This window comes from Kitasatospora sp. NPDC057738 (genome assembly GCF_042798815.1).
Taxonomy (GTDB): Bacteria; Actinomycetota; Actinomycetes; order Streptomycetales; family Streptomycetaceae; genus Kitasatospora; species Kitasatospora lactacystinica.
Window position 1 is genome coordinate 1,816 of the sequence record NZ_JBHVJT010000084.1, and the last position, 15,833, is coordinate 17,648.

Here is a 15,833-nt window from a genome sequence, read left to right on the forward strand (position 1 = left end):
TCGCGGCCGATAGTCGCGCCTCAGCCCTGTACCAGCAGATTTCGGCGCTTGACAACGTCGCCTGACGAAGGAGCAATTCATGCCGTCCGACGGGCAATTCTTCCGCGAAGCGTGGATCGCCGGTGTGTCGAAGCACTATCCGGGCGAGCCGAAAGCAGGCTATGTCGCCGCATGGGACGAGACTCCTGAGTGGGAGCGGGAGTGCGCCGCCGCCGTCTTCGGCCAGGTCCGTGACTTCATCATCGTGAGCGGCGGCAACACGTCAAAGCTCACCCGGGAGCAGAAGAGCCGATTCGTCGCGACGTGTTGGATCGCTCAGATCCACAAGCACATCGAGAATCCGAAGCCGGGCTACGTCGCTGACTGGGTCGATCTGCCGTCGTGGCAGCAGGAGACCGATGCGGACATCTTCGAGGCGATCGAACGCACTCGTCCTTGAGTATCGCGCTCCACCCCCGCCCCCCGTGCCGATGGGCGGGGGTGGGGCCCGAGGCCGCCGGGTGGGACGGGATGCGTGGGAAGTCGGCGGGACCGACTTCCCACGCAACGGTGGGGGGCGTACTTGCTGCGGGGCCCGGGCCTCACACGAATGACTCGCACTCCGTGTAGTCGTTGTGCTACTTTCCGCATCATCAACAGAACATAGGAGACCCCGGCGGTGGTGACACACCCCGGGGTCGGGCACCAGGAGCAGGACTCCAGATGCAGATTCATCGTAGCGCGCACGTGCGCGCATTCACCGTGCTTCCGAACGGCCTGTTGCAGGACCGGCGGCTGAGTTACACCGCCCGGGGCCTCCTCGCCGACCTCCTCTCCCGTCCGGACGGTTGGCGGGAGGACGGGCGGCAGATGGCGGACAGCAGTCCGCAGGGGCGGGGTGCCGTCCGACGGGCGCTCAAAGAACTGAAGGACGCCGGGTACTACCGGGTCGACAGGGTCCGGATGGCCGACGGAACGGTCCGGTCCGAGGCCCATGTCTTCGACACCCCGCAGCCCGAACCGGCTGTCCCCCGCCCGGCCTCCGGTGGTCGAGGGACCGGCATCACTGTCACCCCTCCCGTAAAGGACCCGGGGCAAGAACCCACCCTCCCGGATGAACGGACGCGGGCCGCCGTGGCCACGCTGTTCCGGGTGATCCGGCCCGAACCCCGTCTGCGCCTCGGCGAGGCCGAGGCGCGAACGCTGGCTCCGCTCGTCGCGCAGTGGCTGGAACGAGGCTGCGACGAAGCCGGGTTGGCCCACGCCCTGCTCCCCGGGCTGCCCCAGCCGATGCACTCCCCCACGGCGATCCTCCGGGACCGGCTGCGGCGCAAGCTGCCGCCGGAACGCCCCGAAGCGCCCCCGCCGACGCCGTACACCGAGTGCGGCCGCTGCCACGATCCGGTGCCCCGGCCGGGAATCTGCCGCGCCTGCGCGGGCCTCGGCGCGAGAACCGTCGCCGTCGGCACGGGAGCCCCCGCCACCCCCGGCGGCGTCGCCCGGGCCCGCTCGGCCCTGCGCGGGCGGCACGAACCGCTCATCGCGGCGGGCAGCGGCTGACCGCCGCACGCCCTGCGCCGGTTCAGCGCTCCACGGCCCCTCCCCCGGTTGCGGTCCCGCTACGGGCGGGCGCCGGGGCCGGGGCCGGCGAACAGCTCCCCGAACGCCCGTCGGTCGCCGCTCCTCCATCGGGCCCGCTGTGACGGTTGCACGCTCCCACCTGTCCGCACGGGCCGCCGGGTTCCCACCGGAGTACGGCAAAGGCCCCGACGAACCCGGTGGTTCGTCGGGGCCTCCGCCGCCGGCCGGTCGGGCCGCCAGGCGGTCAAGCCGCCAAGCCACCAAGCCGGTCAGGCCGTCAGGCGCACTTGATGTCGCGGTTCACCACGGCCATCCCGGCGACCTTCGCGCCATCCACGGTGAACTCGTACTGCCAGCCCTGCTGGCCCTCGACCGGCAGCACGTACTTGCCACTCTTGTCCTGCTGGAGGCCCTTGGCGCCGTACGCCTGCTGGAGCGCCTCCAGGGTGGAGCCGGCGCTGATGCCCTCGGCCGTCTTCGCCTCCGCCGGGGCGGCCAGCTCGCGCAGGCCCGCCTCCGCGAAGGAGACCCGGCCGGTGGTCAGGTACGCCTTGTCCTTGGCCTCCTGTGCCACCCTCAGGTCGACCAGGGCCATCGTCGAGTCGGCGATCAGCTTGGCGGCGGCGGCCGAGTCCTTGGCCCCGGCGGCCGAGCCCGCGGCGGCGGCCGCCGCGTCCTTGGCAGAGGCGTTCGGCGGCAGGGTGCCCGCCGGGGCGGGCGCCTTGCCGCTGGCCGCGTCGGCCTTGGCGCTGAGGTCCTTGTAGCGGGCCTCGGTGGCCGCCTCGGCGGCCATCCGGGCCTGGTCCGGTGCCGGGCCGCCCTTGTAGACGAAGTCCGTGCAGCCGCCGAGCAGCGAGACCGGTGACGGCTCCAGGGCGCCGGTGGCCAGCCCGGCCTCCTTGGCCATGCCCGGCTTGAGCCCCTGGTACCCAGCCGCCGCGAAGGCCTCCGGGCCCTTCGTCGTCGGCGCCGCCGAGGGTGCCGCAGCGGCGCCCTCGGCCTTCGCCGAGTCCTTCTTGTCGTCGGACGAACAGGCCGTCGCTGAGGCGGCCAGCAGTACTACCGAGATGCCCACGCCCACCGCGCGGACCGTGGCCCGGTTCTTCCCCATGTCACAAACCCCCACGTGATCTTTCAAGGGTCACCGTACCGAGAGTGCGGCCACGATCCACAACCGGTTTCTCAGGCGCAGTAGGTGTTGTGCTTCACCAGGGCGAGCCCGGCGACCTTGCCGTCGGCCACGGTGAACTCGTAGAACCAGTCCGGGCCGCCGCTGCCGCTCTCGGCCGGGAGTTCGTACGTGCCGCCCTTGGTCGGCTTGAGCTCCTTGCCCTCGTAGGCGCGCTTGAGCTCCTCCTCCGTCGAACCCGCGCCGACGCCCTCGGCGGTGCGGGCGTCCGCGGGCGCCACCACCTGGCGCAGGCCCTCGGTGCCGAAGTTGACCCGGCCGGTGGCCCTGAGGGCCTCGTCCCGGGCCTTGCGGGCGGGCGTGACGAGGTCCAGGTCCTTCTGGAGCTCGGCGAACTCCTTCTGGTCGGCGGCATCCTGCTGGAGCTGCTCCTGGAGGCGCGCGCTGTGCTCCTGCAGCTCCTTCAGCGAGGCCCCGGCCGCCAGCGGCGGGAGCGTCTTCCGCTTCGCCCTCATCTCGTCCATCCTGGCCAGCGCCTTGCCGGCCTTCGCGTGGACCTCCGCCTCGTTCGCCATCCGGACCGGATCCGGCGCCGGGCCGCCCTTGTACGCGTAGTCGGTGCAGCCGTTCAGCACCGAGACCGGCGACGGCTCCAGGGCTCCGGCGGCGAGCACCTCGTCCTTGGTCATCGACAGCTGCAGCCCCCGGTAGCCGTTCGCGCCGAACGGCTGCGGTGGCGTGGCGGCCGCCGCGCTCGCACCGGCCTTCCCCGCGCCGCCCTCGTCGCCCCCGCCGCCCTCGCAGGCCGCCGCCCCGGCCACGACCAGAGCCATCGTCAGTACGGCCACCGCCGCACGGGTGTTGCGGATCGTCCCCACGGTGATCCCCTCCCCTTCGTCGATCGCACACGGTAGCGAACGTGCGGGCACGATCCACAATCGTTTTCCCCACGTACGGAAGGGGCCCGCGCGAGGACGCGGGCCCCTTCCGCACGCACGCGTCAGGAGGCCGGGGGCCGGGCGGCGAGGCCGCGGGTGTAGTGGGCGGCGGCGAGGACCGAGGCCATCAGCTCGGAGTCGAGCACGGAGGCGTCGGCCAGCCGGGTGGCCGACGCGTGCGAGGCGAGCAGCGTCTTGGTGACCCGCAGGGCGGCCTCGGGGCGGCGCGTGACGGGCCTGGCCCACTCGTCCACCGCCCCGTCCAGGTCCTGCTCGGGGACGACCCGCTGCAGGATGGCGAGCTCCCGCGCCTCCACCGCGCCGACCGGCCGGCCGGTGAGGATGATCTCCCGGACCCGGGCCGCGCCGACCTCGTGGAGCAGGCGGGGCAGCAGCCCGCCCCAGGCGACGGGCAGGCCCAGGGCCAGCTCGGGCAGCCGGAAGACGGCGTTGTCGGCGCCGACCCGCAGGTCGCAGGCGAGCGCCAGGGCGAAGCCGGCGCCGGTCGCCCGGCCCTGGACCCGTGCGACGGTCACGGCGGGGCTGTTGGTGAGGGCGTCGCAGACCCTGCGCGCCCTGTCCCCGTAGCTGCGTATCCGGCCGCCGGTCGGGTCCTCGTCCAGGCCCGCGAAGAGTTCCTCGCGGTCGCCGCCGAGGCAGAAGTCCCGGCCCGCAGCGGACAGCACGATCACCCGCACGGCCGGGTCGGGCACGGCGAGGAGGGCGAGGAGTTCGTCCAGCATGGCGGAGGTGACGGCGTTCCCGGTCTCCGGGCTGTCCAGCTCGACGTGGAGCACCGCTCCCCGGAGCTCGGAACGGACCGTACGGACCGGCGCGGGCCCGGGTGCCGGCTCGGAGGCCGGCTCGGGTGCCGAAGCGGGGCCCAAAGCGGGTGCCGGCTCGGGTGCCAGGGCGGAGGCCGGCTCGGGCTGGGCGTACCAGCCGGTGGGCGCCGGGGGGTTCGCCGGGTACGGGGGCCGCATCGCGTACGGGTGGTACTGGGGAGCCTGCGAGGAGACGTTCATGCGGCCACTCTCAGGGACGTCACCCGGTGGAAGACCATCCGGGGCGCGTGCTCCGGCGGGCTCACCGCCCGCAGCGTCGGGAAGCGCTCCAGCAGCTGGCCGAGCAGGGCGCGCGCCTCCAGCCGGGCCAGGCCCGCGCCGAGGCAGTAGTGGGCGCCGCCGCCGAAGGTGAGGTGGGTGCCCCGGCGGAGCGGGTCGAAGGTGTGCGGGTCCGGGTTGCGGCGCGGATCGCGGTTGGCCGCGCCGTACATCACGTGGACCATGGTGTCCTTGGGGAGGAACGTCCCGGCCAGCACGGTGTCCTCGCCCGCGACGCGGCTGTTGACGCGGATCGGCGGGTCGTAGCGCAGCGCCTCGTCGATCGCCTCGTCGATGTGCTCGGGCCGCTCCCGCAGCCACTCCCACCGGCCCGGCGACTGCAGCAGCTGCCACACCAGCGAGGAGAGCAGCGTCGCCGTGGTCTCCAGCGAGGCGATGGTGACGAACATGGTGAGCTGGTAGACCATCCGGTCGGTGGCCTCGCGGTCGGACTCCAGCCCGTCCCAGGTGCGGATCCAGCCGGCGATCACGTCGTCGCCGTCGTTCTCGCGGCGTTCCCGGACGAGGCGGGTGAAGTACTCGCGCAGGTCCATGGTGGCCTGCTCGGAGACCGCCAGCTGGCTCTTGGTGGGCAGCAGTTCCTGGGCGTGCACCTGGTTGTGGGTCATCGTCAGGATGTGCGGGTAGTCCGCGGGCGCGATGCCCAGCCAGCGACCGACGGTGCCGATCGGCAGCTGCTCGCCGACCACGGTGGCGAAGTCCGCCTCGCCGTCCGTCCGTATTCGCTCGGCCAGGCGGTCGAGCAGCCCCGTGACGTCGGCCTCGATCTCCGGCGCCATGTCCCGCAGCGTGTTCCGGTCGAAGAGGCTCCCGAGGCTGCGCCGCTGCCGGGTGTGCTCGGGGGCGTTGAGCCGGGAGAGGGTGCGGCTCATCTCCTGGGTGGCGACGGCCTCCCAGCGCTCCGTCCCGGTCTGCCGCTCCTGCCAGGCGAAGTCGGGGACGAGCCAGGTCCTGCCGCGCAGGACCTGGTCGCACGCCTCGTAGCCGGTGACCAGGTAGCCGCCCCAGGGCGCCGGGACGAGGTCCCCGAGCGCCCGCAGCCCGTCGTAGACCGGGCTCGGATCGGCGAGCCCCTCGGCCGACCGCAGCCTCCGCAGCAGCGGGACGGCGGCACGGCGGTCGACCCTGCCGTCAGGGTGCTCCGACTCCGCGGGGCGGGCTTCCAACATGGCGGTCACACGGGCTCCTTCAACACGCGGGCGGGCAGTACGGCGGCGTACTACCCAGCAACAGCGCGCTCAAGCGTCGATCCGTGTTGCCCACGTCACGTACTGCACCGCCGTCGCACGCCGTTCACCTCGCGGTGACCGGGCGGCTTCCGGCGGCGCGTCGGACCGGGATCCCCGGGGCCCCGGACGCCCGGGGCCCTGAATCAGGCCCCGGATCGGGCCCGGGATCAGACCCGAAATCGGGCCCGGGATCAGACCCGAAATCGGGCCCGGGACCGGACCCGGATTCAGACCCGGAAGACGTCCAGGAAGGAGCTCCACCAGCCCTTCTTCTGCGGCGCCCGGGCGGGCGCGGCGGCGGTGGGCTGCGGGTACGCCTGCGCCTGCTCGGAGCCGGCCGGCGAGGGGGCCGGGGCGGGGTCCGCGACCGGCCGCGCGGTGCGGGCGGCCACCGGACTGAACCGCACCGGCAGCGAGACCAGGCCGCGCTGGAACGGGCCCGGCCGCCACTCCACGCGCTCCGCGGGAACCGCGAGCGTGACGTCCGGGAGCGCGTTGAGCAGGCACTCGATGGCGCTCAGGGCGATCAGCTGGGCCGGGGACTTGGCCGGACAGGCGTGCGGGCCGGCGCCCCAGGCCAGGTGGGCCCCCTTGCTGAGGGTCAGCCGGGCGTCGGTGAGCGCGGGGTCGCTGTTGGCGGCGGCGAAGCTGATCACCACCGGGCTGCCGGCGTCCATCGGGACGCCGCCCAGGTTGAGGTCCTGCATCGGGTAGTGCGTCGCGTAGTTGGCGATCGGCGGGTTGTTCCACAGCACGTCGTCGAGGGCGTCCTCGATGCGCAGTCCGGAGCCGCCCTCGCCGGACAGCAGCAGGAGCAGCGCGTTGCCGATCAGGTTGCGCTCGGGCTCGACGCCGGCGCCCATCAGCATGACCAGCTGGTCCTTGAGCTCCTCGTCCCGCAGGCCGGCCGGGTGCTGGATGAGCCAGGAGGTGATGTCGTCGCCCGGCTGGCGGCGCTTCAGCGCGACCAGGTCCATCAGGCAGGAGGTCAGCTCCTCGTTGGCCTGGATCACGTCGAGGCCGTCGAAGAGCGCGGACATGCTGCGGGTCAGCCGGTCGCCGATGTCGGCCGGGCAGCCGAACAGCTGGTTGAACAGCAGCAGCGGCAGCAGCTTGGCGTAGTCGTTCAGCAGGTCGGCCCGGCCCAGCGCGCTGAACTGGTCGATCAGGTAGCCGGCGATCCGCTCGACGTGCCGGTTGAGCCGGTTGTCGTTGAGCCGGTCCAGGCTCTCGGTGACGGCCTTGCGCAGCCGCAGGTGCTCGGCGCCGTCCGTGAAGAGGCAGTTGGGCCGGTAGAACATCATCGGCAGGACGGGGCTGTCCATCGGCACCCGGCCCTCGTTGAGCGCCGCCCAGCGCCGCGAGTCCCGGGCGAACATCCCCGGGTTCTGCAGCACCCGCAGGGCGGCCTCGTGCGAGGTGACCAGGGTGGCGTCCACCCCGGGGGCCAACTCCACCGGCGCGGCGGGACCGTGGGCGCGCAGCTTGTCGTAGACCGCGTCGGGGTCGGCCGAGAACATCTCCCCGTAGAGCGGCGTGCTCACGCCGACGTGCATCGGGCAGCCCGGCGGAGGCGACTGCGGGACGGGTCGCTGCAGAGATTCCATGGGTCGTTCCTTGGGGGGTGGCCCCGGGCGGGTGCGGACCCGGGAGACGTGAGGGGAGGGAGGCGTGGGGGAGGTCAGGAGGCGCGTTCGAGCAGGTGCCGGACGAGCGTCAGCAGGGCGTCGGCCGAGGACCGCTGGTCCCGCGCGTCGCAGAACACCACCGGCGTGTGCGGCAGCAGGTCGAGCGCCTCGCGGAGCTGGTCCTCGGTGTAGTCGCTCTGCCGGTCGAAGCTGTTGACCGCCACCGCGTACTCCAGGCCGTACTGCTCGATCAGGTCGATGACGGGGAAGGTGTCCGCGAGGCGGGTCGGGTCGGCCAGCAGCAGGGCGCCCAGCGCCCCCCGCGCCATGTCCTCCCAGAGCTGCATGAACCGCTGCTGTCCCGGCGTGCCGAACAGGTACAGCACCAGGTCGTCGCCGAGGGTCAGCCGGCCGAAGTCCAGGGCGACGGTCGTGGTCTTCTTGTCCGGTACGCCACGGAGGTCGTCGACGCGGATGGACGCCTGCGTCATGCTCTCCTCGGTGCTCAGCGGGGCGATCTCCGACAGCGCCCCGATGAGCGTGGTCTTGCCGACCGCGAAGTGCCCCACGACCAGGATCTTGACAGCGGTCGTCACCGCGCCGGGGACGTAGATGTCCTCAGGCGAACCGGCGTTGAAGTCCATGCAGTACCTTCTCTAGAAGTCTCGGGTCCGGGGCCTGGGCCGGGGGCGGGGCCGACCGGCGCAGCAGCCGTCCCTCCCGGATCAGGTCCGTCAGCAGCAGCCTCACGACCCCGACCGGCAGCTCCAGCCGGGCCGCGACCTCGGCCACCGAGAGGTAGCCGCCGGAGCACAGCTCCCAGATCGCCCGGGTTTCGGGGCTCGGCAGGGCGGGGAGGTCCTGCTCGGGCGCGACGGTGACCAAGGTGATCAGAGACAGGTCGTCCGCATTCGGTAATTCGCGTCCACCGGTGATGACGTAGGAGCGGATGAAGCCGCCGGTGACCCGCTGTTCCTCGCCGCCGGCCGTCATGAGCCGCTGAGCGTGCTCTGGCGCGGCGCCGCCGACATCGCCCGTCCGAGCGCGCCCACCTGCTGCTGCATCCGGAAGGACATCGCCTCCATGTCGACGTCGGGGGCGGTGGAGGCGGCCAGGTACGCGCCGCTGCCGGCCGCGATCAGGAAGATCCAGCCGTGGTCGTACTCCAGCAGGGTCTGGCGCCAGAGCCCGCCGCCTCCGCCGACGAACGGGGCGACCGCGCGGCTCAGCGACTGCATCGAGCTCATCGCGGCGGCGTTGGTCTCCGCCTCGTCGCGTCCGATCTCGCTGGAGCGTTCGAGCAGGAGGCCGTCGGCGGAGACGAGGATGGCGTGCCGGGCGCCGGGTACCTGGAGTACGTCGTTGAGCACCCAGGAAAGATCACGGCTCACTGGATCTCGGTTCCTTCCGTGGTCATGGTGTTGCGCCCGGACAGCGTGCCGCGCTGGAACGCGCCGAGGCGGGACGGCGTGTGCTGGCCGGTGCTCCGCACCGGCTCCTCGGCCCGACCGGGGTCCAGCGGGTTGGGGACGACCGACACGGGGCGCTGGCGGCGGCGCCGGGGCAGCAGTCCGTCCGCGGTGGTCTCCGGTCCCGCCGTCGCCGCGTACGGCGCCGGCACCGGGGCCAGGGGCGCCGCCGGCTCGGAGAGCGACACCAGCCGCTGGCCGGCTCCCGGCGCCCAGGACTGCGCGGGCTGCTCCACCGGCGCGGCCTGGGCCTGGTAGTCGGTGTAGTCGGTGTGCTCGGCGACGGGCGGGGCCGCGACCTCGCTGCTGAGCAGCTCGGCGGGCAGCAGCACCACGGCGCGCACACCCCCGTACGGGGAGACCGAGTCGACGGAGACCCGGAAGCCGTAGCGGGCGGCCAGCATGCCGGAGACGGCGAAGCCGAACTTCGGGGGGTTGCCCAGGCTGGTGAGGCCGATCGGCGCGCCCGGGTTGAGGAGCAGTGCCGCGCGGTCCTTCTCCTCCTGGCCCATGCCGAGGCCGGCGTCGTCGATGATCAGGCAGACGCCGGTGGGGACGGCCTGGACGCTGACCTCCACCGGGGTGTCCGGGGCGGAGTAGTTGGTCGCGTTGGCGAGCAGCTCGGACAGCACCACGGCGACCGGCTCGACGACCTTGCTGGCGAGCGAGACGCTGACCCGGGAGTGGATCCGCACCCGGTCGAAGTGCCGGATCCGGCCCTGGGCGCTGCGGACCACGTCGTAGACCGAGGCGACGCTCTCTCGGCGGCCCAGCCAGCCGCCGCAGAGCACCGCGATGCCCTGGGCGCGCCGGCCGAACTGGCTGTTCGTGTGGTCGATCGTCATCAGGTCGGCGAGGATCTGCGGGCTGTCGCCGTACTTCCGCTGCACCTTGTCGATGACGACCTGCTGCTCGTCGGCCAGGCCCTGGAGCGTCCGCATCGCCGACTTGAGGACGGCCTTGGTGTCCTCCTCGGCGTCCCGGCGGACGGCGGTCAGCTCGGACGCGTGCTGGCCCTGCAGGTGGTCGTGCAGCGCGGCGAGCTCGTCGCTCCGGCGCTGTGCCAGGGCGCTCGTCTCCTCCAGGGAGGCGTTGCGCCGCCGCAGGGCGAGGTTCGTCCTGCGGGCCTGGAGGGCCGCTCCGACGGCTGCGAGCATCACCACGATGAAGACCCAGAAAAAGGGTTCCTGCACAAATGACGTCATGAAACTCTCTTCAGGTGGCATCGCGTGGAGCCGGTCCGGGCCCCGAAACGCGAATGGGACTGGCGGCCCGAACCTCCCCGAAAGGCACCTGATGTCACATCACATCGAAGTGCATTCCGGCACGAGACCTGCGGCGACGCCTATCGCGGAGTCAGCCTACTGCAACTCATGCCATGTCAGAACAGATACCAAAAAGGGCAGTTGGGGCGAAATTCCACGACTTGCTGGGAACTCTGACAAGAAATGACGGCATTCGTGACGCCGCGTTAACCACAGGGACACGTCCCGACCACACTTCGATTCGCGCGCAGGGTGATTGCGCCGTCACGCCCCGGAATCGACGGCCCTCCGGACACGGCGGCCGCGCATGCGGAAGGGGCCCGCGTCCGTGGACGCGGGCCCCTCCGGTGCAGCCGTCCGTCAGCGCATCGAACCGGTGCGCAGCAGGGTGCGGATGACGCGCATCGCGACCGAGAGGCTGGACAGCTCGTAGTTGTCCGAACCCCTTATGTCGTCGAGGGTGCTCTTGGCGCGGTTCAGCAGGGTCGAGTTGAGCTCGGCCCAGGCGGTGTACCGCTCCTCCGGGGTGGCGCCCTCGGCGCCGCAGGCCAGGACGTCGGCGGTCAGCGCCGCGTGCGCCGCGAAGAGGTCCTCGCGGATCGCGGCCCGGGCCATCGACGACCAGCGGTCGGTGCGGGGCAGCTCGATGATGCGGTCGAGCAGGTGCGAGATCTGGAGCCGGTCGCCCAGGTCGTAGTAGAGGTCGGCGACCTCGGCGACGTCCTTGCCGGAGCGGTCCGCGACCTCGGCGACGTCCAGGGTCGGGAAGACCGAGGAGAGGCCGGCGATCCGGGTGGCCAGCTCCTCCGGCACCCCGGCCGCGGCGAGCTCGCCGTACACGGACTCGAACCAGGTCAGGTCCTCTCCGCGCAGCGGCTTGGGCAGCGAGGCCCAGACCTGGTTGACGCGGTCGTGGAAGAACTCGATGGTGCCGGCGATGTCGAGCGGCTGGCGGCGGTTGTTGAGCATCCACCGGGTGGCGCGCTCGACCAGGCGCCGCGAGTGCAGGCGCATCTTGGTCTGCACCCGGGCCGGGACCTTGTTGTCCAGGTCCTCGATCTCGGCCCAGATCGGCTCCAGGTCGAAGACGGCCCGCGCGGCGGTGTGCGTCCGGGCGATCTCCTCGTAGGTCGCGCCGGTCTCCTCCTTCAGGCGGAAGGCGAAGGTGCAGCCACCGCGGTTGATCGTGTCGTTGACGATCAGCGTGGTGATGATCTCGCGGCGCAGCGCGTGGTTGTCGATCGCGTCGGCGAACTTCGCCCGCAGCGCGCTCGGGAAGTACTCGTGCAGCGCGCTGCGGAAGAACGGGTCGTCCGGCAGCTCGGTGGCCAGCAGCTCCTCGGCCAGGATGATCTTGGTGTACGCGAGCAGGACGGACATCTCGGGCTGCGAGAGGCCGCGGCCGTTCTGCTGGCGCTCACGGATCTGGCGCTCGGTGGGCAGGAACTCCAGGCCGCGGTCCAGCTGGCCGGCCGACTCGAAGCGGCTGATCATCCGGGCGTGCACGTTGACCATGCTGTGCGCCTGGGCGACGGCGTTGGCCAGCACGACGTTCTGCGCGTAGTTGTTGCGCAGCACCAGGTGGCCGACCTCGTCGGTCATCTCGGCCAGCAGGACGTTGCGCTGCTTGACCGTCATGTCGCCCTCGGCGACGACCTGGTTGAGCAGGATCTTGATGTTGACCTCGTGGTCCGAGGTGTCCACACCGGCGGAGTTGTCGATCGCGTCGGTGTCGATCCAGCCGCCGGTGCCCTCCGGGCCGCCGGTGGCCGCGTACTCGATGCGGCCGAGCTGGGTGCAGCCGAGGTTGCCGCCCTCGCCGATGACCCGGGCGCGGACCTGCTCGCCGTTGACCCGGATGGCGTCGTTGGACTTGTCGCCGACCTCGGCGTTGGTCTCGCTGGACGCCTTGACGTAGGTGCCGATGCCGCCGTTCCAGAACAGGTCGACCGGGGCCTGGAGGACCGCCCGCATCAGCTCGGCCGGGGTCAGCTTGGCCGCCTCGACGCCGAGCGCGGCCCGGACCTGCGGGGTCAGCTGGATCGCCTTGGCCGACCGGGGGTACACCCCGCCGCCGGCCGAGATCAGCGACTTGTCGTAGTCGTCCCAGGAGCTGCGCGGCAGCTCGAACAGCCGGCGGCGCTCGGCGTACGAGGAGGCCGCGTCCGGGTTCGGGTCCAAGAAGATGTGGCGGTGGTCGAAGGCGGCGACCAGGCGGATGTGCTCGCTGAGCAGCATGCCGTTGCCGAAGACGTCGCCGGACATGTCGCCGATGCCGATGACGGTGAAGTCCTCGGTCTGGGTGTCGACGCCGAGCTCGCGGAAGTTGCGCTTGACCGACTCCCAGGCGCCGCGGGCGGTGATGCCCATGCCCTTGTGGTCGTAGCCGGCCGAGCCGCCGGAGGCGAACGCGTCGCCCAGCCAGAAGCCGTAGGACTCGGCGACGCCGTTGGCGATGTCCGAGAAGGTCGCGGTGCCCTTGTCGGCGGCGACGACCAGGTAGGTGTCGTCCTCGTCGTGGCGGACCACGTCGGCCGGGTGCACGACCTCGCCACCGACCAGGTTGTCGGTGATGTCGAGCAGCGCCGAGATGAAGGTCTTGTACGAGGAGACGCCCTCGGCCAGCCAGGCGTCGCGGTCGACCGTCGGGTCCGGCAGCTGCTTGGCGACGAAGCCGCCCTTGGCGCCGACCGGGACGATGACGGTGTTCTTGACCATCTGAGCCTTGACCAGGCCCAGGATCTCGGTGCGGAAGTCCTCGCGCCGGTCGGACCAGCGCAGGCCGCCGCGGGCGACCTTGCCGAAGCGCAGGTGGACGCCCTCGACCTGCGGCGAGTAGACCCAGATCTCGAACGCCGGGCGCGGGGCCGGCAGGTCCGGGATGGCCTTCGGGTCGAACTTCATCGACACGTAGGAGTGCCACTCGCCGGAGGCGGTGCGCTGGAAGAAGTTGGTCCGCAGGGTGGCCCTGATGAGGTTCAGGAAGGAGCGCAGGATGCGGTCCTCGTCCAGCGAGACGACCTCGTCGAGGGCGCCGGACAGCTCCTCCACGATGCCCTCGGTCAGCTCCAGGGCGCCCGAACGGTGGCTCGGGCTCAGCCGGGCCTCGAACAGGTTGACCAGCAGGCGGGTGGTGTGGGTGTTGTTGCGGAGCGCGTCCTCCATGTAGTCCTGGGAGAACGTGGAGCCCGCCTGGCGCAGGTACTTGGCGTACGTGCGCAGCATCATCGCCTGGCGCCAGGTCAGCCCGGCGGTCAGCACCAGCTCGTTGAAGCCGTCGTTCTCGGCCTTGCCGGTCCAGGTGGCGGCGAAGGTCTCCTGGAAGCGCTCGCGGGCCTCGTCGGTGAGCTCGGTGGCCTCGCGCAGCTTCAGGCCGAAGTCGTAGACCCACGCGGTGGTGCCGTCGGAGCGGCGCAGCGCGTACGGGTGCTCGTCCAACACCTCGACGCCCAGGCGCTGGAGCACCGGCAGGACCTCGGTGAGCGAGATCGGGCCGCCGACCCGGTAGATCTTGAAGCGGCGCTCGTCGTCGCCGGCGCCGACCGGCTGGTACAGGTTGAGGCGGAAGTCGCCCTCGCCGTGCAGCGACTCGATCTGCTTGATGTCGGCGACGGCGGTGCGCGGCGGGAAGTCGGCGCGGTAGCCGTCGGGGAAGGCGTTGGCGTACTTGTGGCCGAGTTCGGCCGCCTTCTCCTCGCCCAGCTCGGTGTGCAGCTGGTCGTGGAAGCCGTCCATCCAGAACCGCGCGGCCTCGGCCAGCCGGTTCTCGATCCGCTCGATGTCCGTGTCGGAGAGGTGCGGCAGCTCGGTGCCCGGGGCGACCCGGACCACGAAGTGCAGGCGGGTCAGCACCGACTCGGTGGCGTACACCGTGTAGTCGATGGTGGCGCCGTTCAGCTCCTCCTTGAGGATGTCGGTGATCAGCAGCCGGATGCGCGTGGTGTAGCGGTCGCGCGGCAGGTAGATGAACGCCGAGAAGTAGCGCCCGTACTCGTCCTGGCGCAGGAACAGCCGCAGCTTGCGGCGCTCCTGGAGGTAGAGCACGCTCGTCGCGATGGAGAGCAGCTCGGAGGCCGGGGTCTGGAAGATCTCGTCCCGCGGGAAGGTCTCCATGATCTGGAGCAGGTCGCGGCCGTCGTGGCTCTCGCTGGAGAAGCCGGACTCCTCCAGCACCTCCTGGACCTTGCGGCGCACGACCGGGATGCGGGTGACCGACTCGGTGTAGGCGGCGGAGGAGAACAGGCCGAGGAAGCGGCGCTCGCCGATCGGCTCGCCGGCGGCGTTGAACTTCTTCACGCCGACGTAGTCCAGGTAGGACGGGCGGTGCACGGTGGCCCGGCTGTTGGCCTTGGTCAGGACGAGGAGCTTCTTCTCGTGGGCCTTGGCGCGCACCGGCGCGGAGAGCCGGCCGAAGGCCTCGCTGACCGCGTGGTGGGCGTCGTCGTGGCTGTGCGGGTCGGCGCGCAGGATGCCGAGGCCGGTCCCGGCGACGGCCTTGAGGACCTCCTCGCCCTCGTGCTCGACCAGGTCGTACTCGCGGTAGCCGAGGAAGGTGAAGTGGTCGTCGGCGAGCCAGCGCATCAGCTCCCAGGCCTCGCCGACCTCCTGCTCGGGCAGGCCGGCCGGGGGCTCCTCGGCCAGCTCGTCGGCCAGGCGCAGCGCGCTCTCGCGCATCTTGCCCCAGTCCTCGACGACCTCGCGGACGTCGCCGAGCACGCGGCGCAGGTCGGCCTCGATGGAGCGCAGGTCCTCGCGGTCGGTCTCGCGGTCGACCTCGATGTGCATCCACGACTCGACGGTCGCGTCGGCCGGCCAGTCGGTGCCGGCGGCCTGGCTGCGGGAGCAGGCGTCGACGTCCAGGATCTCCAGCAGCTTGCCGGTGATGTCACGGCGGACGACCAGCTGGGGGTGGATCACGATGTGGATCGCGCGGTCCTGGCGGGACAGCTCGTTGGTGACGGAGTCGACCAGGAAGGGCATGTCGTCGGTGACGACCTCGACCACGGTGTGGCCGCAGGACCAGCCGTTCTCCTCGACCGAGGGGGTGTGGACCCGCACCTCGGCGGTGCCCTGCGGGCGCTTGAGGCCCAGCCGGTAGTGGGAGGCGGCCGCGCCGTAGACGTCGACCGGGTCGCGGTCGACCAGGTCCTCGGGCGCGGTGTGGAGGTAGTAGTGGTGCAGGTACGCGGTCAGAGCGCCATTGCTCAGACCTTCCCCCGGCGCCGCTCCCCCCACCTGGCTGTTCTCAGCGGCTGCGGCTGCCTTCTTGAGCAGTTCGGCCTTGGCTGCGTCCAGCTTGGTCTGCATGACTTCTTGGCTCCTGTCGCGCGCCGTTGCGTGACTCGGTGGTGTGTGGATGTACACCGACGGGTCACCGCAATCCTGCCGCACCATCCGACTGAAAGGGGCTCATGGCGCGCATGAAACGTCCTCCCAGCGGGTAGGACGACTCATTCGTCCTGCAGCCACCCGACGACGCCAGCCAGCCTAA

Annotated in this window: 12 protein-coding genes; 2 read left to right on the plus strand and 10 right to left on the minus strand. The window is 71.6% G+C overall.

The genetic code is table 11. From position 1 onward, the window contains the following. Positions 1–79 precede the first annotated feature (79 nt). Both ACFVGO_RS33360 and ACFVGO_RS33365 read left to right on the plus strand, forming a co-directional pair. The gene (locus ACFVGO_RS33360) at positions 80–439 is read left to right on the plus strand and encodes a hypothetical protein (RefSeq protein WP_359908503.1); all 360 of its coding nucleotides are present in this window, start codon (positions 80–82) and stop codon (positions 437–439) included. Positions 440–702: 263 nt separating this feature from the next. Beyond that, positions 703–1,539, plus strand: a complete 837-nt coding sequence (locus tag ACFVGO_RS33365) for a hypothetical protein (protein ID WP_359908506.1) — start codon at positions 703–705, stop codon at positions 1,537–1,539. A 298-nt stretch (positions 1,540–1,837) separates the two neighbouring features. Here ACFVGO_RS33365 and ACFVGO_RS33370 read toward each other — a convergent pair whose 3' ends face one another. The 10 genes from ACFVGO_RS33370 to ACFVGO_RS33415 all read right to left on the minus strand — a co-directional run bounded on the left by ACFVGO_RS33370 (position 1,838) and on the right by ACFVGO_RS33415 (position 15,649). Beyond that, positions 1,838–2,671: a hypothetical protein gene (locus ACFVGO_RS33370; protein ID WP_380635839.1), complete on the minus strand. Its 834-nt coding sequence runs from the start codon at positions 2,669–2,671 to the stop codon at positions 1,838–1,840. 71 nt (positions 2,672–2,742) lie between these two features. Further along, positions 2,743–3,567, minus strand: a complete 825-nt coding sequence (locus ACFVGO_RS33375) for a hypothetical protein (RefSeq protein WP_380635840.1) — start codon at positions 3,565–3,567, stop codon at positions 2,743–2,745. A 122-nt stretch (positions 3,568–3,689) separates the two neighbouring features. Continuing rightward, positions 3,690–4,652, minus strand: a complete 963-nt coding sequence (locus tag ACFVGO_RS33380; RefSeq protein ID WP_359908515.1) for an enoyl-CoA hydratase-related protein — start codon at positions 4,650–4,652, stop codon at positions 3,690–3,692. Continuing rightward, on the minus strand, positions 4,649–5,920 hold the full coding sequence (locus tag ACFVGO_RS33385) for a cytochrome P450 (protein ID WP_359908582.1): 1,272 nt from the start codon (positions 5,918–5,920) through the stop codon (positions 4,649–4,651). Before ACFVGO_RS33385 ends, ACFVGO_RS33380 begins: the two co-directional genes overlap by 4 nt. Before the next feature lie 287 nt (positions 5,921–6,207). After that, positions 6,208–7,587, minus strand: coding sequence for a cytochrome P450 (locus ACFVGO_RS33390; protein WP_359908518.1), 1,380 nt, complete (start codon positions 7,585–7,587; stop codon positions 6,208–6,210). 74 nt (positions 7,588–7,661) lie between these two features. Beyond that, on the minus strand, positions 7,662–8,252 hold the full coding sequence (locus tag ACFVGO_RS33395) for an ATP/GTP-binding protein (protein ID WP_359908521.1): 591 nt from the start codon (positions 8,250–8,252) through the stop codon (positions 7,662–7,664). Further along, positions 8,227–8,601 carry a DUF742 domain-containing protein gene (locus tag ACFVGO_RS33400; protein ID WP_359908523.1) on the minus strand — a complete coding sequence of 125 codons (375 nt, stop codon included), beginning with the start codon at positions 8,599–8,601 and terminating at the stop codon, positions 8,227–8,229. The genes ACFVGO_RS33395 and ACFVGO_RS33400 overlap by 26 nt, the downstream gene beginning before the upstream one ends. Further along, entirely contained in the window at positions 8,598–8,999 is a 402-nt protein-coding gene (locus tag ACFVGO_RS33405) for a roadblock/LC7 domain-containing protein (RefSeq protein ID WP_359908526.1), read from the minus strand. The genes ACFVGO_RS33400 and ACFVGO_RS33405 overlap by 4 nt, the downstream gene beginning before the upstream one ends. Further along, positions 8,996–10,282, minus strand: coding sequence for an ATP-binding protein (locus ACFVGO_RS33410; protein ID WP_359908529.1), 1,287 nt, complete (start codon positions 10,280–10,282; stop codon positions 8,996–8,998). The genes ACFVGO_RS33405 and ACFVGO_RS33410 overlap by 4 nt, the downstream gene beginning before the upstream one ends. A gap of 420 nt (positions 10,283–10,702) precedes the next feature. Further along, positions 10,703–15,649 (minus strand): NAD-glutamate dehydrogenase, encoded by a 4,947-nt coding sequence (locus ACFVGO_RS33415; protein WP_380635843.1) that lies wholly within the window; start codon positions 15,647–15,649, stop codon positions 10,703–10,705. Positions 15,650–15,833 lie beyond the last annotated feature (184 nt).